Source organism: Paenibacillus sp. Mc5Re-14, from assembly GCF_001049835.1.
Lineage (GTDB): Bacteria > Bacillota > Bacilli > Paenibacillales > Paenibacillaceae > Paenibacillus > Paenibacillus polymyxa_C.
On the sequence record NZ_CVPD01000001.1, the window covers coordinates 4265119 to 4288602 of the forward strand.

The 23484-nt window shown below is 39.4% G+C and carries 29 protein-coding genes; 25 read left to right on the forward strand and 4 right to left on the reverse strand.

Features of this window, described 5'->3' with window-relative positions:
- Positions 1 to 68: 68 nt before the first annotated feature.
- Entirely contained in the window at positions 69 to 1010 is a 942-nt protein-coding gene (locus BN1546_RS19505) for an ADP-ribosylglycohydrolase family protein (RefSeq protein WP_090738635.1), read from the forward strand.
- A 211-nt stretch (positions 1011 to 1221) separates the two neighbouring features.
- Positions 1222 to 2142: a hypothetical protein gene (locus BN1546_RS19510; RefSeq protein WP_090738636.1), complete on the forward strand. Its 921-nt coding sequence runs from the start codon at positions 1222 to 1224 to the stop codon at positions 2140 to 2142.
- Between the two features lie 49 nt (positions 2143 to 2191).
- On the opposite strand, the gene BN1546_RS19515 is transcribed toward BN1546_RS19510, so the two are convergent.
- Complete coding sequence (locus tag BN1546_RS19515) at positions 2192 to 2761, reverse strand: TerD family protein (RefSeq protein WP_090738637.1); 570 nt, start codon at positions 2759 to 2761, stop codon at positions 2192 to 2194.
- Positions 2762 to 2938: 177 nt separating this feature from the next.
- Here BN1546_RS19515 and BN1546_RS19520 point away from each other — a divergent pair, with 177 nt between their 5' ends.
- The 9 genes from BN1546_RS19520 (at position 2939) to BN1546_RS19550 (ending at position 11301) form a co-directional block, all read left to right on the forward strand.
- A complete protein-coding gene (locus BN1546_RS19520; RefSeq protein ID WP_090738638.1) occupies positions 2939 to 5326 on the forward strand; it encodes a polyprenyl synthetase family protein in 2388 nt (795 codons plus the stop codon).
- Positions 5327 to 5555: 229 nt separating this feature from the next.
- Entirely contained in the window at positions 5556 to 6095 is a 540-nt protein-coding gene (locus BN1546_RS19525) for a CueP family metal-binding protein (protein WP_090738639.1), read from the forward strand.
- 284 nt (positions 6096 to 6379) lie between these two features.
- Positions 6380 to 8443 carry a methyl-accepting chemotaxis protein gene (locus tag BN1546_RS19530; protein ID WP_090738640.1) on the forward strand — a complete coding sequence of 688 codons (2064 nt, stop codon included), beginning with the start codon at positions 6380 to 6382 and terminating at the stop codon, positions 8441 to 8443.
- Positions 8444 to 8751: 308 nt separating this feature from the next.
- Complete coding sequence (locus BN1546_RS27945; RefSeq protein ID WP_255305445.1) at positions 8752 to 8874, forward strand: hypothetical protein; 123 nt, start codon at positions 8752 to 8754, stop codon at positions 8872 to 8874.
- 84 nt (positions 8875 to 8958) lie between these two features.
- Complete coding sequence (locus tag BN1546_RS27405; RefSeq protein ID WP_090738641.1) at positions 8959 to 9501, forward strand: tyrosine-type recombinase/integrase; 543 nt, start codon at positions 8959 to 8961, stop codon at positions 9499 to 9501.
- Between the two features lie 4 nt (positions 9502 to 9505).
- Positions 9506 to 9760: a hypothetical protein gene (locus BN1546_RS28405; protein ID WP_176702312.1), complete on the forward strand. Its 255-nt coding sequence runs from the start codon at positions 9506 to 9508 to the stop codon at positions 9758 to 9760.
- Positions 9741 to 9890: a tyrosine-type recombinase/integrase gene (locus tag BN1546_RS27415; RefSeq protein WP_302057352.1), complete on the forward strand. Its 150-nt coding sequence runs from the start codon at positions 9741 to 9743 to the stop codon at positions 9888 to 9890. Before BN1546_RS28405 ends, BN1546_RS27415 begins: the two co-directional genes overlap by 20 nt.
- Before the next feature lie 148 nt (positions 9891 to 10038).
- Positions 10039 to 10650 (forward strand): hypothetical protein, encoded by a 612-nt coding sequence (locus BN1546_RS19545; protein WP_090738642.1) that lies wholly within the window; start codon positions 10039 to 10041, stop codon positions 10648 to 10650.
- Between the two features lie 129 nt (positions 10651 to 10779).
- Complete coding sequence (locus BN1546_RS19550) at positions 10780 to 11301, forward strand: hypothetical protein (RefSeq protein ID WP_090738643.1); 522 nt, start codon at positions 10780 to 10782, stop codon at positions 11299 to 11301.
- Between the two features lie 173 nt (positions 11302 to 11474).
- On the opposite strand, the gene BN1546_RS19555 is transcribed toward BN1546_RS19550, so the two are convergent.
- Entirely contained in the window at positions 11475 to 11762 is a 288-nt protein-coding gene (locus BN1546_RS19555) for a hypothetical protein (protein ID WP_090738644.1), read from the reverse strand.
- Between the two features lie 152 nt (positions 11763 to 11914).
- Here BN1546_RS19555 and BN1546_RS19560 point away from each other — a divergent pair, with 152 nt between their 5' ends.
- From BN1546_RS19560 to BN1546_RS19585, 6 genes are all read left to right on the forward strand, one after another.
- Positions 11915 to 12139 (forward strand): helix-turn-helix domain-containing protein, encoded by a 225-nt coding sequence (locus BN1546_RS19560; protein WP_053492203.1) that lies wholly within the window; start codon positions 11915 to 11917, stop codon positions 12137 to 12139.
- Between the two features lie 203 nt (positions 12140 to 12342).
- Entirely contained in the window at positions 12343 to 13071 is a 729-nt protein-coding gene (locus BN1546_RS19565) for a hypothetical protein (RefSeq protein ID WP_090738645.1), read from the forward strand.
- Positions 13072 to 13301: 230 nt separating this feature from the next.
- Positions 13302 to 14195, forward strand: coding sequence for a GIY-YIG nuclease family protein (locus tag BN1546_RS19570; RefSeq protein WP_218055206.1), 894 nt, complete (start codon positions 13302 to 13304; stop codon positions 14193 to 14195).
- Positions 14196 to 14347: 152 nt separating this feature from the next.
- Positions 14348 to 14947, forward strand: a complete 600-nt coding sequence (locus BN1546_RS19575) for a hypothetical protein (protein ID WP_090738646.1) — start codon at positions 14348 to 14350, stop codon at positions 14945 to 14947.
- A gap of 218 nt (positions 14948 to 15165) precedes the next feature.
- Positions 15166 to 15351, forward strand: coding sequence for a hypothetical protein (locus BN1546_RS19580; protein WP_090738647.1), 186 nt, complete (start codon positions 15166 to 15168; stop codon positions 15349 to 15351).
- 402 nt (positions 15352 to 15753) lie between these two features.
- Complete coding sequence (locus BN1546_RS19585; protein WP_016324600.1) at positions 15754 to 16188, forward strand: hypothetical protein; 435 nt, start codon at positions 15754 to 15756, stop codon at positions 16186 to 16188.
- 233 nt (positions 16189 to 16421) lie between these two features.
- Here the strand turns inward: BN1546_RS19585 and BN1546_RS27950 are convergent, their stop codons facing one another.
- Positions 16422 to 16676, reverse strand: coding sequence for a hypothetical protein (locus BN1546_RS27950; RefSeq protein ID WP_255305581.1), 255 nt, complete (start codon positions 16674 to 16676; stop codon positions 16422 to 16424).
- A gap of 204 nt (positions 16677 to 16880) precedes the next feature.
- On the opposite strand from BN1546_RS27950, the gene BN1546_RS19595 reads away from it, so the two are divergent.
- The 8 genes from BN1546_RS19595 to BN1546_RS19630 all read left to right on the forward strand — a co-directional run bounded on the left by BN1546_RS19595 (position 16881) and on the right by BN1546_RS19630 (position 23060).
- Positions 16881 to 17084, forward strand: coding sequence for a helix-turn-helix domain-containing protein (locus BN1546_RS19595; RefSeq protein WP_090738648.1), 204 nt, complete (start codon positions 16881 to 16883; stop codon positions 17082 to 17084).
- 226 nt (positions 17085 to 17310) lie between these two features.
- On the forward strand, positions 17311 to 18123 hold the full coding sequence (locus BN1546_RS19600; protein WP_090738649.1) for a class I SAM-dependent methyltransferase: 813 nt from the start codon (positions 17311 to 17313) through the stop codon (positions 18121 to 18123).
- Positions 18124 to 18337: 214 nt separating this feature from the next.
- Positions 18338 to 18817: a DUF2569 family protein gene (locus BN1546_RS19605; RefSeq protein WP_090738650.1), complete on the forward strand. Its 480-nt coding sequence runs from the start codon at positions 18338 to 18340 to the stop codon at positions 18815 to 18817.
- Positions 18818 to 19054: 237 nt separating this feature from the next.
- Positions 19055 to 19660, forward strand: a complete 606-nt coding sequence (locus tag BN1546_RS19610; RefSeq protein WP_090738651.1) for a class I SAM-dependent methyltransferase — start codon at positions 19055 to 19057, stop codon at positions 19658 to 19660.
- A gap of 261 nt (positions 19661 to 19921) precedes the next feature.
- Positions 19922 to 20350 (forward strand): NUDIX hydrolase, encoded by a 429-nt coding sequence (locus BN1546_RS19615; RefSeq protein WP_090738652.1) that lies wholly within the window; start codon positions 19922 to 19924, stop codon positions 20348 to 20350.
- Positions 20351 to 20644: 294 nt separating this feature from the next.
- Positions 20645 to 21259 (forward strand): AbiU2 domain-containing protein, encoded by a 615-nt coding sequence (locus BN1546_RS19620; protein ID WP_090738653.1) that lies wholly within the window; start codon positions 20645 to 20647, stop codon positions 21257 to 21259.
- Positions 21260 to 21455: 196 nt separating this feature from the next.
- Positions 21456 to 22049, forward strand: coding sequence for a hypothetical protein (locus tag BN1546_RS19625; RefSeq protein WP_090738654.1), 594 nt, complete (start codon positions 21456 to 21458; stop codon positions 22047 to 22049).
- Between the two features lie 171 nt (positions 22050 to 22220).
- A complete protein-coding gene (locus tag BN1546_RS19630; protein ID WP_090738655.1) occupies positions 22221 to 23060 on the forward strand; it encodes an HNH endonuclease in 840 nt (279 codons plus the stop codon).
- A gap of 88 nt (positions 23061 to 23148) precedes the next feature.
- Here BN1546_RS19630 and BN1546_RS19635 read toward each other — a convergent pair whose 3' ends face one another.
- On the reverse strand, positions 23149 to 23436 hold the full coding sequence (locus tag BN1546_RS19635; RefSeq protein ID WP_090738656.1) for a hypothetical protein: 288 nt from the start codon (positions 23434 to 23436) through the stop codon (positions 23149 to 23151).
- Positions 23437 to 23484 lie beyond the last annotated feature (48 nt).

A 23484-nucleotide genomic window follows, 5' to 3' on the forward strand; every position in this document is an offset into this window, starting at 1 on the left:
TTCTTCCTTCCAGTGATATGGAAATATATGCATTAGCTATAACAATAATTAAAGGAGTGTGCATCAAAATGGCACTGATCAAGGATCGTTTTTTGGGATGCCTGGTTGGGCTGGCTGTGGGTGATGCTTTGGGAACCACAGTAGAATTTAGCAGTCCAGGTACATTTGAACCTGTAACGGATATCGTGGGCGGCGGTGTCTTTGGGTTAAAGCCGGGGCAGTGGACCGACGATACGTCTATGGCGCTCTGTTTAGCCGAGAGTATGGTGCAAAAAGATAGCTTTGATCCAGCAGACCAAATGCGCCGTTACACGAATTGGTACCACCTGGGATATATGAGCAGCACGGGAACGTGCTTTGATATCGGTGGTGCGACGAGAGCAGCACTGCATCGCTTCGAGGCCACTGGAGAGCCGTATAGTGGGTCCGTTGACCCCATGACTGCCGGTAATGGCTCGATTATGAGGCTTGCACCTGTTGCCATGGCCTATGCGAACCGTCCGGAAGAGGCAGTGATGTACGCCGAGCTGAGCTCGCGAACCACCCATGGAGCAGTCGAAAGTGTGGAGGCCTGTGCTGTGCTTGCTTCAATCCTTGTGGCAGGTCTGCGGGGAGCGGACAAAGAATCCATGTTATCAGCCGACATCTGCTATAAGTGGCGGCGGCAGGAACAGCCAGCTTATTTGGCAGCCATTGAAGAAATCATTCAGGGATCTTACAAGGATAAGGAACCGCCCGAAATACAGGGAACCGGCTATGTCATTCGTTCCCTTGAGGCTGCGCTGTGGGCATTTCACCATTCGACTTCGTTTGAAGAGGGGGCACTGCTGGCCGTAAATCTGGGGGATGACGCCGATACGACCGGGGCGGTGTATGGGCAAATTGCAGGAGCTTATTACGGGCAAAGCGGTATCCCGAGTCATTGGCGCGAGAAGCTGGCGATGAAGGAGACGATCGATGAGCTGACGGAGGCTTTATGGCAGAAGGCCGACAAGGGCCAGACACTTTAAGAGGGACATCTATAAAGATCAAGCTGGGTTGCTTTTATTATGAGCAGAACCCGGCTTTTTTTGTTCCCAATATTTTTGCCGATGACTCATTCTTGGGATAACTATCCATATCGCCATACTTCCGCCCTCCTCAGTTACATGTCGTTATGACAAAATGAAATCCAGTACAAATCATACTTCACTTTACTAATCTTTTAGAGGAGGAACTACGTTGTCACATCAATATAGACAGATTCATTCATTTGCTGATATTTCCAACTATACTAAAGGGTTTGAGATCGTTTCGACCCAATTTGGCCCTGATGGACGCGTGTATATTTTGCTAATTGATAAAATCCCGGAACGAGTACGAGGGATGTTCCCGCCTGCCTCTCTTAAAGAGAGACGTACTTACAAGATACTCATTATAGACGATTACATTGAAGAAGTGTATGTGGAGGGGCAGCAGTTCAACTATCATTATGTACAGCCTCTACATCATCATCTACTGCTCGTCGGAGCGCGATGTCATTATTATGGATCCGGCCAATATGATTTAAATGGTAAAATTATTGATTATGAAGGCCGTACTGTGAATGAACTGCTGCTTGGAGACGGTATCCAGAGTGTTCAGGTTACAGGGGAAGGTACGATCTGGACCAGCTATTTTGATGAAGGTATATTTGGGAATTATGGTTGGAATGAGCCTGTGGGGTCCTCCGGCCTTGTCGCCTGGAATAAAGAGGGACACAAAATATATGAAAACCAAGCGGCAGATATTCATGATTGCTATGCTTTAAACGTAGTCAGCGAACAGGAAATCTGGTTTTATTACTATTCAGATTTTTCATTAGGGTGCATTTCCGGTAGCGATCGTACGAAGATTACGTTTATGAATCCGAGCATTTCCGGCTGCTCTGGGGTGGCTACAGATGGGTATCACTTTTTGTTCGACGGCGGGTATGGAAAGAACGGACAATATGTCTTGAAAAAGAATGTGAAGCCAGGCAGCTTGAGCAAAGGACAACACATTCGTTTTTTAAATGACGAGCAAGAGTTCCTTCAGCCGCACGAACAGGATTTCCGAAAAGACCGCCTGCTGCTCCGAGAAGGTTCTCTGCTGTATCAGGTGACTATAGGAGAGTTAGCGTAAAAACCCACGTCAGACGTGGGTTTTTCTTTAACACCAAAGGATGAAATGCTTATTCATACGTTTTGACAAGATCATTCAGGGAGGTAATGGTGCTTCCTTCTCCAATAGTACCGAATTTCCACTCCCCTCCATAGCGGTATACTTCACCTACACGGATACTACACATCCCTTTAGAGTCCTCTGTCAAGTTGTATCGGAGAATCTCTTCATCTTGGGACGCATCCAATACTCGAATATAAGCATTGTTCACCATACTGAAATCCTTACGTCTACCAAAGCTGAAAAAGCGGAATATATTCACAATAAATACGACTCTATGCACTTCAGGTGGTAGTTGTTGAAGGGATACAGTAATGACTTCATCATCACCGTCACCATGTCCTGTCAAGTTGTCACCACTATGTACGACGGCCCTGCAAGGGCTATTTTTGTTTCCGAAATATACTAGATTTTTCGTCTGAGTTAGCTTGCCGTTCTCATTAAGAAGTAGCGCTGACGCATCAATATCCATGTTTCTACCCTTCATAGGGTCCCATCCAAGCCCTACTTTCAGCACGGATAAGTGTGGATTATTTTTGGTTAGGTCTACCTTCTGCCCTTTAACTAGACTAATACTCAACGTTATGCCTCCTTATCATTATTTTCGTTCTACTCTGAAATTGTAGCATATATATAGAAGGATATAATCTATTCGTAACTTCACAGACTTTATTCCGTATAAAGATAAAAACATGATCCAAATTCGTTCCCTCAGGGAGAAATGCAACCATGTTTAACAAAATGAGAAGTTGAGGTAATGCATCATATGAATGAAAAATTTCAAGCCGATACAGGATATCAGCTGGCTGAGCAGAAGGCGCTTCAGTATTTTGCATCACTCTATAATCAGGTCAAGGATAAAACTTATGCAACCTCTCTTACAAAGGATATCCATATATGGAAAAGTAATCATATCCATTCTTCTTCATGGTTATCCTTCTTTTCGCGGAATAAGAGAAAGCCGGATACCCGGGATTACTACAGATATATTCAATGGCTGAGTTACACGGGGAAGTTAGATGAATATCTGAAGCGGAGTGTCTCTTATATTTACATGAGGGATCTAGGCAAGGCTCTAGATTCTGCCGACACACAGACCCGGATTCAGCGCGTCATTGCTGACGTAAAAAGATATTTGCTTCAACCCACCCATGCTAACAGGAGAGATCAACCGGAGTTTATGAATTTAGCGGGGGTGTATCGGTGGTCTCAAAAGGAAGGGATCGAAACCACTGTAATCTGGCTAATCAACAAGCTTAACGCTGTATCTTCTCATATTCCTGAGGAAATGGATGCAGAGCATGCCCAGCGGAAACTGATTAAAATCATCATTGGGGTTATTCTGCATGTGATGGAAGAAATGGACGAAGCCGTGTCACCTGTTGAACGTTCGCGCAGGCTGGATGAAGCCATCAGGCTTGGGTATTCCTATGGGCTGACCTATCCTTTTATTGATGATCTGCTCGATTCTCAGCTGTTGACCGTTCAAGAGAAAGAACAATATTCCCATATGATACGTACCGCGCTTCTTACCGGATCTGTGCTAGAACTAGGCGACTGGTCCGGCGATCATATGAAGTTCATTCGCTATATCCATTCGGAGCTCTCGGATGCTTTTGAGTATATTAAGGCACATCAGCGGCCAGACACACAGCAAACCTTTTTCGAGCAGTCCTATGTTTTCATTCATTCTCAAGATATCGACCGGGATAAGGATCTAACACGAGCTAATTACACCAATGAAGAGCTTTATATACCCGTTATTTTAAAATCTGCTTCTTCCCGTTTGATTGTCCGTTCCGTGATTAGTGCTCCTGAGGATGAAGGGTTTGAGCAACGAACATTCTATTATGGTATCTATAACCAGCTTGCTGATGATTTTGCAGATATGGCCGACGATATGAGGGATGGTGCGGTTACACCCTATACCTATTATTTAAAATATCATCGTCAGAGATCGGATTTGATCAATCCCTTCGAACTATACTGGGCGGTCATTTCCAATTTGATCCATAACGTGTATGACACGGATGCTATGGCTCGCGAGGTGATACTGGATCGTGCAATAAATGGACTCAAACGTTATAAAGAACGGGTAGGTGCAGAAAAGTACAATGAAATTATGGGGATTTTTGCATTCGGAAATCCTGAATTCAATCGTCTCATCCAGAAGATGGTGGGCAAAGCGGAGGATGTAGATTTCTTGGATAAGCTGCTTCGGGATCAGATGATTACTCAACTGAAAAATGATTCGAGGGAAAAAGAAGACTTTATGAATACGGTCAAAACAGTCCGTGACCAGATTAACAACCAATTGAAAATTACCAAGCCTTCTGGGATCGAGGCCATGAAAGAACAGCTTATTGATGCCGCCAATTATAGTCTTGAGGGGGATGGGAAAAGGATACGTCCTATATTGACCTGGGTCATGGGTGTGAATGAATATGGTTTAGACGCTTCGGCAATCGTGCCTCTTCTAAGATCATTGGAATATATGCATACAGCCTCCCTGATTTTTGATGATTTGCCTTCCCAAGATAACGCGTCTACCCGTAGAGGACGTCAGACATTACATCAGGTGCACAATAGCGCTACTGCGGAATTAACTGGTCTGTATCTGATCCAGAAGGCCATCGGGGAGCAATCGTCACTGAAGCAGTTCAATGCTGAGACTGTGCTTGCCTTGATCCAATACTCGGCCCATAAGGCAGAGGATATGTGTATGGGGCAGGCGATGGATCTGGATTCCAAAGGAAAGGCTTTGACATTGGAACAGCTGAATATGATGTGCTTTTACAAAACAGGAGTGGCGTTCGAGGCTTGTCTCGTTATGCCAGCCATGCTCGCACAGGCCGAGGAGTCGGAGATTGCTGCTTTGCAGAAATTCGCCTATCATATGGGGATTGCGTTTCAGATTAAAGATGATTTGCTTGATGTGGAAGGAGATACGCTGTTACTTGGAAAACCTGTGGGCCAGGATTCGGATAACAATAATTCGAATTTTGTGTCTATCCTTGGTTACGAAGGTGCCAGTCAAGAGATGTGGGAGCACTACTGTCTTGCCATGGAAGCATTAAAAGAGGTGCCCCGCAATATCGCTTTTCTGAAGCACTTAATGAATTATATTGTGAACCGGGATCGTTAAAAAGAATCGTGCCCCATAGCTCCATAGGAGTGGTGGGGTGTTTGTTCGTTGAGACAGTAGAGTTGCTCATATTCCCTTGCCCCTCTTTGGTGATCACCTAATGTAACGCAGATACGTCTGAATAAACAAGCAAAGATATGAATATCTGGTGACTTCAGTGCCGTATTTTGTCCGTTACGGTGCATTCTCCCTTATAATGATTTAAAACGGACAAGGAGATGAACTCCAGATGAAAAAAGGAATCTTGGTCGCTTCAGGGTTGGTTGTTGCGGCATTGGGCACGTACCTGATTGCAGGAAATATGCAGAAAGAAGGATCGGACAAGCTTGGGACAACAGATATCAAGCAATTGGTGCATGATTTCAGTGCAGGCAAGGCAACAGGTCAATCCGCTTCCATTAATTCCAGTCAGTTAATTGTTAATGGAGACAACACCCAACCCATAACTTATGATTTGCCTGACAACGAGTTTTTTGTTTCGATTGCGCCATATGTAGAAGAGACCCACCCTTGTGCAACTCATAGTCTAACCGGCTGCCAAGGCGAAATAAAAAGTGGAGAGTTTAATGTGACCGTTCACGACACCGAAGGGAATGTCATTATGGAGAATGCTGCCATGAAATCACAACCCAATGGTTTTATTGATCTATGGCTACCAAGGGATAAAACATACCGCATTAGCGTCAATCATGAAGGTAAAACGGCTGAAACGGAATTCTCTACATATGAGAAAGACGATACATGTATTACAACGATGCAGCTAGGCTAACGACAGAGAATAAAGGGTTTGAGCTTACTTGATCGCTCGTACACTTTAACTCTACAAAACCCTGTGTGTTCATAGTTTTTTAGAAAAGAGCCTGCGTCTGACGGAGGCTCTTTATGCTGCCCTAATCTTTTGCTGGAGTTACTGAACAGGTTGGGAGGAAATCTATGAGGAATCAGATAGCAAAACTTTAAATTGTGTATACTAAAAACCTATTAAAACAGCTGCAAACTTCCGACATATTATCTAAGAGCTTTTCGCTCAATATTCCTCGGGGAGATGGCAGCATGTCACAAAATATGAAGAAGCGCGTATTCAGATCATCCAGCATAGCCAACACATTGGCCATGGTCTTGTTAGTTATTATCGTTGTCGTCTTTGCAACCTTGGGGACGTTCATGTATGCTAGCACGCAAAGCATGCTTGTCAAGCAGCAAGAGGCCATGCTCCAGACCAAGACGCAGGCTACCGTCAGTCAATTTGATGCGTTATTTAAGGAAAAGGGCTCACTTGTCAAACAAATGGCAACAAATAATCTTTTTCGGCAGTATATAGAGACCACCGAATCAGTTGAAACGGTAAAAACTTCCCTACACGCTGCGGAAACCGAAGCGACTCTGGCAGCAATTGTAAAAGCAGAGCCATCATTTGCTGATGCTTGGATTGCGGGAATAGCTGGTAAAGGCTTCTTTCTACAAAATGATGGTGCTGTTTCCAAGCCGGATTTCGATATCAATACACGCCCATACTTCAAGCCAGCTGTTGAAGCAGACGGTTTATACTACTCAGAACCCTATAAGGACGTCAATACGGGGAATGTGGTCATGGGCATTTTCTATCCGATCAAGGATAGCGGTAACCAATTAATCGGATTTGCTGCTGTCGATATTGCTTTCAAAGACATCCCTGCTGTTATGCAAAGCTATTCGCTTGGAAGCACAGGCTATTCAATTCTTGCGTCCAAAACAGGTGATATTTTGTATCACCCTGATCAAAATAAAGTGCTGAAAGAAAAGATTAACGAAAGCACAGGTGATCTTGGCGAGATCGGTAAGAAAATGATTGCTGGTGAGTCTGGAGTGCAGCTAATTAATGATAACGGCGAACGTCGTTACATCGGGTATGCAACCAGTAAAGATACGGGGTGGTCCGTAGGCTTAACCATTTCTGAACAAGAGGCGCTCTCAGAATTAAGAAGCTTTACCTGGATTACGATTGGCGGTTTTGCTGCAGCCACCATCCTGCTGGTTGTGATTTGTTATATAACGCTCCGTTACTTGTTGAGATCCATTCCGAAATTGCTCGCCAAAATCAAGCTGATTGAAAATGGAGATTTGACCGTTCAGTTTGATACGAATTCCCATAACGAAATCGGGCAAATTTCTCAAGGAGTTTACAATATGGTTCAAAAAATTCAAAGCATGCTCCAAATGGTGGGCGGCTCAGCCCAAGTGTTAAATCAGTCTTCTCATGATTTGCAATCCATTTCTTCCAGAACCGCAATTACGATGAACGATACTGCGACGGCAATTAATGAAATTGCCAATGCAACGAATTATCAATCCATCGAAACGGATAACATTTTACAAAAAACCGGAGCCTTATCCGGCCAAATTGACGAAATTGCCAATGATACGAAAGCCATTGAATCGATGGTGCAAACCTCTGCCGAACAAAGCGGACAAGGGCTTGCAGTAGTAGATCAGCTTTCCAAATGGGCGGAAGAAAATCATAACTCCACACAAGCGATGTCGGCTATTATTCAGGATATCGATCTGAGCCGTCATGAGATTTCGGGGATCGTGGATACAGTCAACCAAATTGCAACACAGACGAATCTGCTGGCGCTTAATGCTTCTATAGAAGCTGCGCGTGCAGGAGAACAGGGCAAAGGGTTTGCTGTGGTTGCTGGAGAGGTTCGCAAGCTGGCTGAGCAGACAGCGCTGGCAACACAGGAAATCTACAAGAAGGTCCGTGTCATCGAAGAAAAAACCAGCGTATCGGTTGAGCATACCGTTCATGGTCTGAAAATCGCAGAAGAAAATGCGAGATCGGTGGAGGACACGAAGCAAGTGTTCTTTAGTATTAACAAGGATTTGGAAGATTTAAAATTGCGAATGATCCAGATCAGTACGAACACCTCCAAAGTCCACAAGCACAAAGATGAGATTTTGCAGGCGCTGGAGATCATCTCTTCCACCACCGAGGAAAATTCCGCTTCAACCGAAGAGGTCAGCGCCAGCACGCAGGAACAATTGGAGAGCTTCGAACAGGTTGCTGAACTATCCAAACAATTAAACCAATTGTCCACTAAGCTTCAAGACGAATTAAAACAGTTTAAGGTTGAGTAGCAAATCGAGGCATGATTTTGACTAAATATACAGCAAAGCCCGCGTCCAGCGCGGGCTTTTTAGCGGCTTATCCTTGTTTTCTTAATAAAATAATCAGGCTATTCTTTTGTTTCTGCGGTGAGGTGACGGAAGAACTGGACAAGTAAAGGCAAGACACTTTATGATGATGAAAATTAGACTTAATGGATCAATAATTCAATCTGAAAGAATCAGGGACTTAAGATGAATATCCATCTTAAGTCCCTTTTTTTGTGTAAAATTAGATTTCCAATTTTTTGAACGGCTGATATACTAAGGAGGCAAGTGAGATGAAGATAAACCTACTTTATCGGGATGAAAAAACGATTGGCGTACGGTTGGAGCGATACGGAGTCAAGGAAAGAGAAGGGATTCGATCCATACCGGGCAGGAAATGGGTTCCAGACGAATAAATCTGGGCGATTCCGTACAGTATCTCGGCTGTAGAAAGCCTGTTGGAAGCGTATCGGAGTTGTAAGTTCGAGTGCGACGAGCGATTGAATAAAGAGCTGCCGTACATCCTGGAGTGGCTGGATCGTCGGGACGCGCAGGCTAATGTGGTTCCCTCATCTTCGGAACGAGGTGAATGGAATTCGGATCAGCGGCAAGAAATGCGCGATGCATTGGTAGCAAGGAGCTACAGCAGCAAGACGATAAAAGCATACATATCGCAAACGGAACGCTTTTTTGTCGGATTGCAAGGGACCGAAGCAAGCATAAATGATGCGGTGGTGCAAAAATGTGCGCTGGTGCTGCTCGAAAAAGGTCTTTCGCACGCTTATGTTAACCAAGCGATCAGTGCGTTGGAATTTTATTTTCGCCATGTGCTAAAGCAGCCCAAATCCTCCGCCTATGTTCGTCCGAAAAAGGAGAGTAAACTACCTGATGTGCTGTCCCTGAATGAGGTCATGCGTCTGTTGAAAGTAGTGAAAAATCCAAAGCATAAGGCTATTCTGTACCTGACGTATACATCCGGGCTGCGGGTAAGCGAAGTGGTGAGGTTGCGTCTTGAAGACTCGACCGTGAACGGAAAGTACTGAAAGTTTGTCAGGGAAAGGGCAGGAAGGATCGACAAACGCTGCTATCCGAAGCGGCTTTTGCGGTGGTCGAGCAGTATATAGGGGGGAGCAGCCAGCAGACTGGCTGTTTCCAGGGCAGAGGGAAGGCCGCCACCTGACGGAACGTTCAGCGCAGAAAGTGTTTGAAAAAGCGCTGGCTGAAGCGGGCATTCGCAAACAGGTGAGTATCCCATTCGCTAAGGCATTCCTTTGCGACCCACTTGCTGGAGAATGGGATTGATCTTCGCTATATTCAGGAACTGCTAGGGCATCAGAGTGTGCGAACGACGGAGCGGTATACACATGTGAGCAGACGGGACATTGGGCGGATTCAAAGTCCGTTGGATCGGATGAGCGGGCTGGAGGATTGAAACGCAGAAAGTGCCGGAATAAGGAGAAAAGTGCAGGATTCACGAAGTTCGTGAATATGACAAAGAGAGAATTCTTTCGGAAGTTCGTAAATAAGACGTTATACGACAGAATCTCATAGAAAAGCATTTTACAAAAGGGAGATCAAAAATGAATTCTGAAAATTTTTCATGGACAGAAGTCTACTCGTCTTGGAAATATTTTGTTGAAAATTATAGCTATAAATCTATTAAAGATCCGATCTTCAAACAAGTTCAAATACAATCACAATCGAATCCTAATCTTAACATTGGAACTGGAATAATAGATTGGTGGCCGACTAATGAAATTGAATATAGAACAAAAAAGTTAAATGATAGAGGTATCCTAGGGGCTGATTGGGATACGGTAGTAGGTTTTAACCGAACTGCTGAAATGTTATGGGAAAACAAAGAAAATAATGAAAAACAAGCTCTGATTTGGATTGCTGCTGGATTGAATGAAATATTAACTCATCTCCCAGAAGAATGGAGAGGAAACTCGTATAGATTTATCTTCGAAACTAAATTGAATATTATGAAAGAATTTAAAGATAGAAATATGTGGTCATGGCACGCCTCGACCAAGAATTTCTTGCCTGTCAAAGTTAATAAATTCATGGAATTATATTCTGCCCCGATGGAGATATATAACTTAATAAATATCATAGCTATCGATAATGCTTTTTCAAGAAATGCATGGACATTAGTGCATGTTTCTCGAGAAGAAGATGACTCCGTATAACATAATATTCTCGCTGAGGGCATACGCCCTTGGTCCGACATTCAGCCGGACACTCAGCATGGGCTGAGTCGTAAATACAGGAACGTTATATGACAGTGCGATGATAGAATTTAAAGGAGGGAACTCGTGATGACAAATAAAGAATACAAAGAGCTAGTAGAAGCTAAGTATGGTAAGTCCTTAAAAGAAGTAATGTATGAATTGTGTGTGGCTAGAAGATTAGATAAATGGGACGGAGCTAAAATATTAGACGTGCCTGAAAAAACATTTGTCGCTTGGAGAACCCAATTTCGTTTTGGTCCTGATCAATTAAGATATGATCATGCTGTAAAGATGAGGATTGAAAGAATCAGTGAGTATAAAGAGCAATTGGAAAACATAAATCTACGAAGAAAATTTACACATAATAAAGATAAATCCTTAAAAGGATTTCGAGAGCTAATTGAAAGGGAAATGGAACTGGAGAAGCTAAGAAGAACTTTATTAGAAGAAGAGGATTCGTTTGGTGATATGTCTGTTCTAATGAGAATTGGAATGCTTGAAGGTGTGCTAGACTATCTAAATGAGTATGAAAAGCATGAGGAGAATATAGAAGCTCGTTTTCTTAAAGAAGTAGAGATGATGGAGTTAATTTTAAACAGAGAAGTCTAATACAAGTAACTCAAGGCACCGGCATATAACAGTACATTCACACTTCCGATAAGTCTCGGTCCGGCAGATGAGTTTCTAGGAAGTAGGTACAGCCGGACACACCCGGGCGTCGCGAATACAGGAACGTTACACGATAGAATCAAAAACAATAGAAAAGAGGATCATATGATCCTCTAAATGCTAGAGTTTTGCAATTCACTAAAGAGTTGTAGAGCGTCTTTGAAACCTTGTATGTAGATACTTCTTTCTAAGATGGATTGAAGAGAAATTTGAGCGTCTTCGTAAAGAAAAACCGTATGTTGAAGTTGATCGGGCAAAGCATCACGAAGTGTTTTAAAGTATTGATCTGTCTCCATAGAAAGCTGAGTGTATTCCGCATGACATCCCAGAAGCTCAGTATAGAGTAATTCTAGACGCATTCTTATAAGTGGTTCTGTTAGCGATTCTAATGTATTAACCATATAATTTCCTTCTTTAGTTAACTCTATAGAGTTATTATATAACCTTTTAAGGTTAATTACAAGGTGGATATTTGACTTTATAGAGTTAAAACTTCGCTTTTCTTTGATGATTACTAATGTGGAAGATAAGATAGAGCTATGGAGGGGAAAAGATGAACGTTATCAAGTGCAATATACGAGAACTCATGGCAGAACATCGAATAGATGATATAACAGAATTGATGGCGAGATCAGGTTTAAGTCGGAACTCAATCAACAAGTTATATAGAGAGACGAATATAGAAACAACAAAATTAGAAACACTATTCAAGTTGTGTGATACGTTTAATTGTAAGTTGTCTGATTTGATCGAATATGTGCCAGAAGAAAATAAATAGTAAGAGCCGTTTCGAGGAGCGATTCCGTCGTATAACATAGTATTCAAGCAGCGGCTCTTAACAGAGCCTTGGTCTGCTGGATGAATTTTGTGGAAGTGTTTCAGCAGACACATCCGACTTCGTCAAACGTCATGAATACAGAAACTTATTTGACAGAATCAAAATGCTGTTGTTGAAGAATCAACTTTACAAAAGGAGAAATTATGGATAACTTAAATGTCGATAAAATTCTTGGAGTAATGTTAAGAGAAATACAAAATGAAACAAGGAAATGGCTAGCTGGCAGACCATGTAGTGAGGAAGCATTTTTAAACAGACTTACTGAAGTTTTAGCAAAGACGAGAAGGAATTGCGATGTAGGAAATACTGAAGCTTATAAAGTAGAGGTTAAACAGTATATTTTACATAGAAAAGGTAAAAATCAAACGGATAAATATGGTTCAGATCTAGCAGTTACAATTTCTATCCCAGACCTCAAATTCTCAAAAACATCGTTGCTCCAACTAAAAAAAAGTGAAAATTATAAGGCACAACTTTTGCGAGATCAAATACAACAAGCATCACAATTCGAACCAATTAAGCAAAGAAGTTTTGTAATGACAGTAGATGAATCACGAGGCGGCATTAAAGTCAATTCTATTACTAATATTGAGAAGGATATACCTATTGGACAAACTAGTAAGACTTTTGAATGTGAAGAGTGGGATACACTTTCAGAATGGATTATTAAATGGATGAGTTGTAAAGTAGGAGCTGGAAATACTGCTAAAGATCCAATGCCTATTGAAAAATTATTAACAAAGCAAATAATAAATGATGGCGAGATTGACCAACTAGAATTTGATGATATTTATGATTCAAATGAACTTAAATTACCCGAAGATTTCTTTTTAACTAAGAGCTGGATAAAGTATACTTTTAGAAAAGAATGACTTCATAAATAGAGTTTGAAAAAATGCGTCAGTAAATCAGAGAAGGGATTCCGTCGTATAACAAAATATTCAAGCTGCGGCTCTCGTTGGAGCCTTGGTCTGCTGGAAGGATTCCGATGAGGCATTTCGGCAGACAACCCCGTTGGGGTTCATGAATACACCAACGTTAGATGAAACCCACTATATTAAAAAAAGTGTAAAACACGCTTGGAGGCTAAGGAGGTTAGCAGGTGAGAGGAAAATCAATCAAGCTTTATATTATGGGAGAGAAATATAAGAATTTAAAAACCGCTGAGCTTAGTAATTGGACAGGTAAAGCATATATTGGCCTAAGAAAACATGTTCAAATGCTTCAAAGTATTGAAGAGTTGTCTTCTCCCGGTATTTACATATTGATTTCTGAAGTAGAAGATTCCTATCAAAAGAAGATATATGTCGGAGAAGCAGATGAAGTGAATACACGAATAGCAGAGCAGTTCAAGAAGAAGGATTGGTGGAGCGATTTTGTAATATTTATTAGTAAAGATACTAACTTAACAAAGTCGCACGTCAGGTATCTTGAAAGAGAACTTTATGAAATTGCACTCAAAAATAAGACTACTATTGAGACCACTAATGGAAATACACCACCAGGTTCAAAGCTGCCTATCTCTGAATGTGATGACATGAGTGGTTTTAATGAGAATATTATCTTTGTACTTAACAATCTAGGCATTATAGATTTTACGAAGACTCAGACAAACAATCAAAATAATGATAGCAGTAGCAGAAGAGAAAGCGACACTTTTTATATGAATGTTCCTGGAGCTAAAGGTGAGATTGCTAAAGAAGCGAAGCTTATGATTATAGAAGGAACATACAGATTGTTAACAGGTTCCTACATTCGAAAGGATCACGTAAATAGCTTTGCTAGTCATAATTATGCAAAACTAAGAAGGCAACTCGAAGAAGAAGGTTTTTTCGAACCTTCAGAAAGTGAAAGTTATTTTAAATTATGTAGGGATGTTGACTTTAAATCTCCATCTGCAGCAGCGGCTATTGTAAGAAATAGTTCCATGAATGGAAGAAAAGAATGGAAACTAAAAAGCGGATTAAGCTTAGATGAATTTGAAAATAGACTATAAGGTTTTAACTTTGCGTAATCTTCGGCTCAAGACGGGGCCTTGGTCTGCTGGATGGAAGTCAGAGATAAATTTCAGCAAAGAACCCCTTTGGGGTTCATGAATACAGGAACGTTAGGCGAAATATCACAAAGATAAATAGATAGGAGAATTTTATGGCTGAATTGTGGAGTAGGATAACGAAAGAGAATCATTTTTTTGAAATTTTATTGATTATTCTAATACCGTTATATTCTTACAAGTTCTTTTATGAAGATAGATTTAATGATTTAATACAACTAATAAAATCGAAATTTAAAGAAATTGAAGTAATTATCGAGTTTGTTTTTTACATGTTTTTCTTCTATTCATTTGTCATTTTAGCAGTGTGTCTGTTTTTAGCATTAATATATAAACCAGTAGGTTTGATTTACTCATACAAATTTAAGAGCAACGAAAAAAGTGGAGAATATTTTATAGAAAATTATTTTAGTTTGTTTTATGGATCACAAAACAGAGCAAGCTTTGTATTTAGATGGTTATTGCTTATTATGGGATATCTGTACATTATTAATCCCAAATCTATTATTGAATTATGGAACTCAATTTTAATTAAGTATGAGTCACTAAACTGGATCGTGGAAATTATTATATTTATACCAATAATGTTTTATGGATTACTTATTTTCATTGCATTATTAGGTTCTTATCAAATGTTAGCGAATAAATTTTTGAAAACTCAAAAAGAACAAAGTCATACTCAAGCTAATCAATGAAGTGTGGTACTTCACCTAACATAATATCCACGCTTCGGAATCTTACGATTCCTCGGTCCGCCTGAAGAGAATAGCAAAGAAGCGGAATGAGGCGGACACATCCGCACTGACTAACCGCATCGCGGCCGCTCCTGTTGGTCGCTTAAGTCGGTGGGACGTTGTGGATACGGGAACGTTAGGCGAAATTATTTTTGCATCAAATATCAGGAAGGAAGTTTATGAATAATTATATTGGAATAATCACAACAATTATCGCTTTGACAGGTGCATTTATAGCTTATCAACAATGGCAAGTAAATAAACATAAGTTAAGGCTAGATTTATATGAGAGAAGACTGAATATATATCGCTCAACCATAAATTTCATTGCAATAGCTTCAAGAGATGCAAACGTAGACATATAAAGCATAATTGAGTTTAGAACATCAACTAGTGAAGCTGAATTTCTATTTGATAAGGAAGTTAAAGAAAGAGTAGATCATATTTATGATAATGCATTAAATCTAAGAAAGAAAAACGCTAAACAAGAAGATGATACGGCTTTATTATATTGGTTTTCTAGTCAATATGATGAAGTAACTAATATTTTTAGAAAGTATTTATCCTTTAAAGAAATAAAGAGTTAGTGTAGGGATGTTCAAAGAAGCCAATAACTTCACCTAACATAATATTCACGCTGCAGGCATACGCTCTTGATCCGGCATTCGCCGGATACCCAGCATGCGCTGGGTCATGAATACAGTAACGTTATATGAAAGATCGGTAGACCTTTAAAAAGAGAAGAATTAGAAAAGGGGATAATAAAAATGGATGAAATTTACTTTTTAAGACATTACCTCTCGTCTCTCAGGTATCGATGTTCAAAAGCAATTCTAAATGCTCCAAGTAATTACCCGAATTATGAGCTCGGTAACGGTGTAAGAACTCCAATTGAAATTTTGGCACACATGTCTGATGTCATAAGATATGCCCAATCCGTTTTTGATAACCAAGTACAACTTAAGAAAGAATCAGGAAACTGGAATGACGAAGTACAGACATTTTTTAATGAGCTGCATAACTTAGACAATTTAATGAAATCAAATGGAATACCAAACAAAGATAGAATTATCGAAAAACTGATTCAAGGACCATTATCAGATGCAATGACACATGTTGGTCAATTGTCAATGATAAGAAGAATGGCTGGAGATTCAATACCTGGAGAGAATTTCTTTATTGCTGAAGTAAAGGTTGAATAGTTATTGATAGTAGTTCAAGCAGACCGATCCTTCAGATAACAAAATATTCACGCTTCGGGCCCTTCGGCCCTCGGTTCGCCCGATGAGGCAAAGCTGAAAGTGGATTCAGGCGAACACACCCCCCCCACCCAACCGCGCTGCGGCCAGTCACTTCGTTCCTTTAAGTTGGTGGGGCGTCGTGAATACAACAACGTTATACGACAGAATCAAAATGAAAAAGAGCCAGAAGGCTCTCAATCTAAAGATATATGTAATTCGTTATGCAGGTGAAGAGCGTCCTTAAAACCTTGCAAATAAATTTCACGTTCTAAAATAGCTTGAACAGAAAGCTCAGCATCATCATAAAGGAATAGGGTCTTCTGTATATTCTCCGGTACTCCTTCATATAACTGCTTGAAGTAGAGATTCCGTTCGGATGAGAACTGGTTGTAGCTGGAGTTGTTTTTGATAAGCTCGCCATATAAAGATTCAATTCGAGTATGAATCAGTGAATCAAGTAAGACTTATAAAGAATTATGCATTTTGAACACCATCCAATGTATTTGATTTTGTGAATAAAAATTCAACTTATTAAACATAATTTTATCATACCAAATAATTAAGTTAATACATATTGAAGATGTTTTTGATAAAGAAAATATACTTTCATATAATTAAAGAAAAATTCACTTGATGTGTGAAAGGAATATCAGATGATTAGTTATAAACCTTTTCAAAAATTATTGATCGACAGGGAGATTAAGAAGCAGAATTTATTGAAAATGACGGGTATTTCGTCTGCTACAATGGCGAAACTCAATACAAACGAATATGTGTCATTAGAAGTGATTGATAAATTATGTGCGGCTTTAGGTTGTCAGCCAGGAGATTTATTGGAACATATAGCAGAACAATGACAGATTAGAATCAAGAATGAATGTTGGTTAACCGAAGAAGTGATTCCATCGTATAACATAATATTCAAGCAGCAGCTCCTTTGGAGCCTAGGTCTGCGGGAAGGATATCGAAGAGGGAATTCAGCAGACAACCCCTGACGGGGTTCATGAATACAGAAACGTTATCAGAAATTAATGCAAATCTGAAATGCTCAAATATAAATATCTACTAAGAGAAGGTGCCTTCATGGACAAGAATTCATTAAATAGAAGAAGCATTATTGTTGACAGGGAAAATGGTGTCGGCAGCTCGGAAGACTTAAAAAAGAATGTTGTTCATAAAACAAACAGCCTATATTGGGATACCAAAGGCAATGACTTCTTAAAAGCAATCGTGCTCCCTTATTATGGAGCATTTATCTCAGAAGAAAAGTGCCAGCTCTTTGGTGATATCTCAGAAAAAAAACTGCTGGAGATCGGCTGCGGAAATGGTCAATCCTTGCAATATCAAGGGGAACGAAACGCATCTGAACTATGGGCTGTGGATATTTCAGAAAGACAAATTGAAAAGGCAGCGCAACATTTGAAGTCATGTGGAATAGCAGCAAAATTGATATGTTCTCCCATGGAAGAAGAATGCGGCATCCCGACGGATTATTTTGACTATGTTTATTCAATTTATGCCATAGGTTGGACCACCGATCTTGAGGGTACCTTTCGACGAATATCTTCTTACCTTAAAAAAGACGGGCTATTTATTTTCAGTTGGTCTCACCCTATACACAGATGGGTTACTACAGAAAATGATAGGTTTGTAATTAATAAGAGTTACTTTAATGAAGGTTGGTATCCGGTAGCAGTTGATGAAGGTGAGCTATTGTTAGCGGACCGTATGCTGTCAACTTATGTAAACGCGCTTGCAAAAGCTGGGTTTGTAATTGAGCTAATGATTGAGGAATCTGATTATGAGCTTATGCAATTGCGGGATGATAACAGCGATATGGCAAAGAGAGCAAAAATGCTTCCAGTAACTTTTGTGATAAAGGCAAGAAAACTATAAGATATAAAAACAAAAGCGAAACTGACTCCAAGATTTTTAGAGGTTCGAGGAAGGTATTGACATCCGATAACAAAACATTCACGCTGCGGGTCGCTGTCGCGCCCCTTGGTCCGCCCGAGGATTTTCAGGGAAGATTAACAGGCGGACAACCCTACACTGCCTAACCGCATCGCGGCCGCTCCCGTTGGTCGCTTAAGGCAGTGAGGGTTCGTGAATGCCTGAACGTTATCTGAAACCAATGCTCAATGCAAATAAAAGACAAAAATTAAGGCCAATAATGCAATTATCTCAGAATAGTATGAGTGGAATTAAAGGCTGGCTGCTTTTCTTTGTGATCTATTCTTTTTATCTACTTATAAGTAATTTAATAGGTCTTTATTTCGAATTTTATATTTATATGTTAGTTGGAACAATTGGTTGGAATCTTGCTAGAACTATTTCTGTCGGAATATATTTATTTTCTGAAGTCTTAATTATTGTTTCTCTAGTGCTTATATTGAAGAAGAAAAGGAAAGGACCAAATATAATAATTCAAATTGAAATAATCACTATAATATTTGGATTTTTAAACTTCATTCTCACAATTAACAAAATAGATGAACTCCCAAGTTTAATCTCTACAATTATTTTTGGATCAATATGGATTTTGTATTTTAAAAACTCAAAACGAGTCAAAGCAACATTTGAAAGTTAATCAAGAAGGCATTGGCATCAGATAACAAAATATTCACGCATCGGGCCATTCGGCCCTCGGTCCGGCAGAGACATTTTGGGGGAGTGGAAGCAGCCGGACAACCCCTGCACTGGCTAAGTCCGTCGGACCCAGCGCGTTCGCTCCTTAAGCCAGTGAGGGTTCGTGAATACAAGAACGTTAGCAGAAATCCACGAAACAATAAAACTATAAAACCAAAAGACGAAGGAGACGATTGTTGTGGAGCTTTTCAGACAAGTACCACTGTATAGATTTTTAGCTTTATGTAATGAAAGCGGTATGGAAAGAACGGTATTGGACTGTGGGGCGGGAGGAGATTCCCCTCCATTAAGTCTATTTGCACATTATGGATACAAAACTATTGGAATAGAAATGAATATTGAACAGTTTCAAAAAGCGAATCGATTTGCAGAAATGAGAGGACAGAATTTAAATATACAACATGGTGATATGAGATCTTTATCATTTAGTGACGAGTCGATTAGTTTTGTATATTCATATAACTCGGTGTTTCATATGAGAAAAGAAGATGTGAAACAATCAATCAATGAAATGAAACGGGTATTGAAACCCAATGGAGTATTATTTGTGAATTTCCTAACCGTTAAGGATTTTCGGGTTGGAGAAGGTGTTGATTTAGGAGATAACCAATATGAACAGATTGAAGATAATGAGCCAGTTATCCATTCGTATTATGATTACAATGAAGCTGATGCGATGTTTGATGATATGAAATTAATCTATAAAGAAGATCGAGTTTTGGAAAGAATCTATGAGGGCAAAAAAATACGACAAGGATTTATTGATTACATATTAAAGAAATGAATATATAAAGATTTATCGTATGTAATTCGAAGAGGTCGTGGACATCTGTTAACATCGCATTCAACGCTGCGTGGCGGGTCAAGTCCGCCACTTGGTCCGGAAGAGGCATTTCGGGGGAGTGAATTCACCGGACACATCCCACCGCCTAACTGCCGCAAGCGGCAGCCGGCCCTATACGGGCCTTAAGGCGCTGAGACGTCGTGAATGCGGGAACGTTATATGAAAGATATGCAGATCTAATCAGAAGGGAAGTCAAACATAATGATCAGAGTCGATGTAGCTTACTCCTTAATTACTGATCCAACCAATTCCAAAGTGTTAATGGTCAGGAATATTGATGATTCTAGTGACCGATGGTCTCTTCCAGGCGGTGCTGTTGAAAGAGACGAATCATTAGACCAAGCAGCAATAAGGGAATCTAAAGAAGAAACTGGACTAGATATTAAAGTTCATGGAATAGTGTCAGTGAATGAATGTATATTTGTAAAAAAAGAAGAACATGTATTATTTATTACATTTAAAGGTGAGGTAATTGGTGGGAATGAAGAATTAGTTAGACCTAACGAAATTTCTGAAATAGCTTGGATTGATATAGAGAAGGCTGAACAATTAATGCCTTACTATAAAGATGGATTAAGAAGACTAATAGATGGAAATGAAATAACATATTTTAATGAAGGCAATAAGTAATTTAGTGAGCTGTTAGAGACGGCATATCCTTCATATAACATTATATTCACGCTTTGGGCATGACGGCCCTCGGTCCTTAAGCCTCTCGGCGTCGTGAATACGGGAACGTTAGCTGAAATTACCTGAACAGTGAGAAGGGAAATTACATGATAAATTTCACTATGATTAAAGATGAAGAATTTTTCGATGAGCCTTTTCTTTTAGAATACAGAGATGAAATTAAATTCTTTTATTCCGAACTTGTCCATCTTAATGTGCAGTTGTCCATTATAGATAAAATCAGAAGGTTTAGATTTGACTTATTCGTTAGTCCAGATTAAACAACTTTCTTTAGCTGTCTTAAGGAGTTTTTTTGAATCAAGCATCTTGCGTGTTGCTCGCCTAGTTACAGATAATGATGGAGATTTCCGGACGATTACAAGATTCAAGAATAAAATATTTCGAAACATGAAAGAGACCTACAAAAGGGATTTTCAGGAGAGACTAAGAGAAAGTAAATTTGATAAAAGTACTGATGAACTCTTAGAAAGAATTAGAATTAGGAGAAATCAACGTATAGCTCATACTATCCATAATGCTAGTGAGGAAGAACTTCATAAATCAACAATCTATTTAAAAGACTTATTTAGTTTACGAGATCAACTGAATTCACTACTTTCTACATTGTCATTCGGCACTACGCGAATGATGCTACCATTAGAGTACGATGAATCTGTTAAACATCCGGTTGGTGTTGATAGCAGAACAGACATTGAGAGAATACTAGACCATATAGCATTTGATAGCTATATTGTATCTCTGCCGGAAACGAGCCCAATCTTGTGGGAAGCTAGAATAAGATCCTTGAAAGAGCACGACATAGAGGAGATAAATTCATATAGAAGTAAACTAGGACTAGATAATATTTAGGCAACCCGAAGATGCCAGGTAACTCCAGCTAACAATCTATTCACGCATCGGGCATACGCCCTAGGTCCGGCAGAGGAATTTCAGAAAGCAGAAGCAGCCGGACACACCTGGCATGCGCCAGGCGTCGAGAATACGAAAACGTTATCAGAAATTGATTTAGAAAGGATTTGTTATGAGAGATATGCGAGGAAGGTTCATGAAAAAAACTGATTTACAAGAATACCAAGAAGAATTGAAATTGAAACTTAACCAAGTATTCTCAAGAGAAGTTGCTCAAACTGAGTGGTCATCAATGATTAACGAAAGAGATCTATTTATTTATTCACCACGGATTGATGTGGCAGTCGGACCATTTGCTACAGAAAACACATATGCATATGAGTATGATGAATTTTTTAATAATGCTGATATTCAAGATTTTTTAAGAGATTTATATGAGGCAAATCGAGTAAATCTAGGAATGATTAATGATGATTTTGTCCAAGTACCTAGTTTTGAAGTTATGATTTATATGAATCATAATGCAAGATGTTTTATGGCTATAGAGATCGAAAATTTTGTGAGTCATAAACACATAATGGGAGGAGCAATAAATGCATCAGCACTAGGCAGGATAGGTGTAGTTATGCCATGGTCTCAAGAGAAACTAAGATCATTTGTACGTTTTGTTAGATATCTTCATTATTTACGCTATGCAAGAAAGAATACATTTGATACTTCTAATTTGCTTATAGTGACTAAAGAGCAAATGGAAACAGCAATTCAGAATAGAATAGATAATGTAAGATAACTAGATTGTAATTTGATGAAGAATCAACTCCTGATAACAATATATTCACGCTACGGACATTCGTCCTGGGTCCGGCATTCGCCGGACACTCAGCATACGCTGAGTCGTGAATACGGGAACGTTACGTTATATGACATGCGATAGTTAATACTAAAATAAAAAGAGGTTCAGATGAAGACTAGACATGTGAGATTTAGTTATAGTCAAGCAATTCAATTAGCGAATTGGTCAATAGAGATTTTTTACAATGAAGAAGATGTTTATGGATTTAAATTTAAAGATTTTTGGAATGAACTGAGAGAAGAAATAATATTAAGATTGTTAAAACCTCATAAAAAAACTATCTTACACTACTATTTAGAATACGTTGATGGATTTGTTGAGCATAATGTAAGAAGCACTTTAAGTAATCTTAGTGTTTCTGAATATGAAGCTTATATTTATTACGAAGTTAAGCTAATTGAAGGAGCAGGCATAGACCTACAGGAAGCTGACATAGATTTTGAATCAATTATTAATTGTGAACATTGTAAAAAATGTATTGAATGCATTCGATTTGAGGAATTTGTAGATTTTCTGGTTTCTATGCAAGAAGAAATTAATCCAACAGTAATTAATTCGAGTTTTCACTTATTAATGCTTAATAAATCATTCCTAAGAGATTTTCACGAAGAACTCGCGAATTGCTTAACTTACGAGGAAAATGACTTGAATTTCGAAAATCCTGAAAGTTTTAAGAAGGGGAACAAAGTCAAAAGAATTCGATGGCCTGTCTGGTTAAAGAAAGGATTGTTTTACAGAGATAACGGAGTTTGTGTAGTTTGTAGGAATGACTTGACGGGGGTTATTAATCGAGGAGGAGATTTTGAGATTGACCATATAGTACCTATTTCTAATTACGGGAATAATGATCCTTCGAACTTACAAATTTTATGTAAAGAGTGCAATTTGAAAAAGTTAAATAAAAGTAGCTTGATCTCAGTTTATGCAGTGCCCTTATGGGATATTTAAATATTCTGATGGCATTTCGAAAAAGCATCGCACGTCATATAAAAGACGTTATACAACAGAATCAAAATGAAAAAGAGCCAGAAGGCTCTCAATCTAAAGAAATATGTAATTCGTTATGCAGGTGAAGAGCGTCCTTAAAACCCTGCAAATAAATTTCACGTTCTAAAATAGCTTGAACAGAAAGCTCAGCATCATCGTAAAGAAATAGGGTCTTCTGTATATTCTCCGGTACGCCTTCATGTAACTGCTTGAAGTAGAAATTCCGTTCGGATGAGAACTGGTTGTAGCTGGAGTTGTTTTTGATAAGCTCGCCATATAAAGATTCAATTCGAGTATGAATCAGTGAATCAAGTAAGACTTCTAAAGAATTATGCATTTTAGACACCATTCAATGTATTTGATTTTATGAATAAAAGTTCAACTT